We start from the raw sequence: 636 nt of genomic DNA on the forward strand, positions 1-636 counted from the left end.
ATTTACTGAGCTGCTGGAACTGCACAAGCTTGATAGCGAGCTTGATGTGCAGATGATCCCAGCGACCGTACTTTGGGGACGCAAACCAGGTAAAGAAGAGAGCCATCGACCGTACCTGCAACCAATGAATGGGCCACAAAAAGCGAAAGCGGTAATGGCAGCAGGTCGTGACTGTTTGGTGCGCTTTAGCCCGGTGGTTTCACTGCGTTATATGGCGGATTCTCACGGTACAGACAGTGCTATTGCGCATAAATTGGCGCGCGTGGCACGTATCCACTTTTCTCGTCAAAAATTGGCGGCATCAGGTCCAAACCTACCGCAACGCCAAGTGCTATTTGCTCGCCTGTTAAAGTCACCTGCAATTGAACAAGCGATTGAAGACGAGGCAAAAAGCAAAGACATTTCGATTGAGAAAGCGCGCAAAGAAGCCCATGACATCATGGATGAAATCGCAGCCGACTTCTCATACGGTCTGGTGAAAAACGGCGATCGCATCCTGAGCTGGCTGTGGACCAAACTATATCAAGGCCTGCACATCAACAACGCTTCGACAGTGCGTCGCTTGGCGCAAGATGGCCATGAGATCGTTTACGTGCCGTGTCACCGTAGTCACATGGATTACCTACTGCTGTCTTA

Annotated in this window: 1 pseudogene; it reads left to right on the forward strand. The window is 50.6% G+C overall.

Annotated elements, in window-relative coordinates:
* A pseudogene (locus tag R7Z49_RS25835) lies at positions 1-636 on the forward strand (glycerol-3-phosphate 1-O-acyltransferase); the annotation flags it as partial.

Source organism: Vibrio sp. 1562, from assembly GCF_033340155.1.
GTDB lineage: Bacteria > Pseudomonadota > Gammaproteobacteria > Enterobacterales > Vibrionaceae > Vibrio > Vibrio alginolyticus.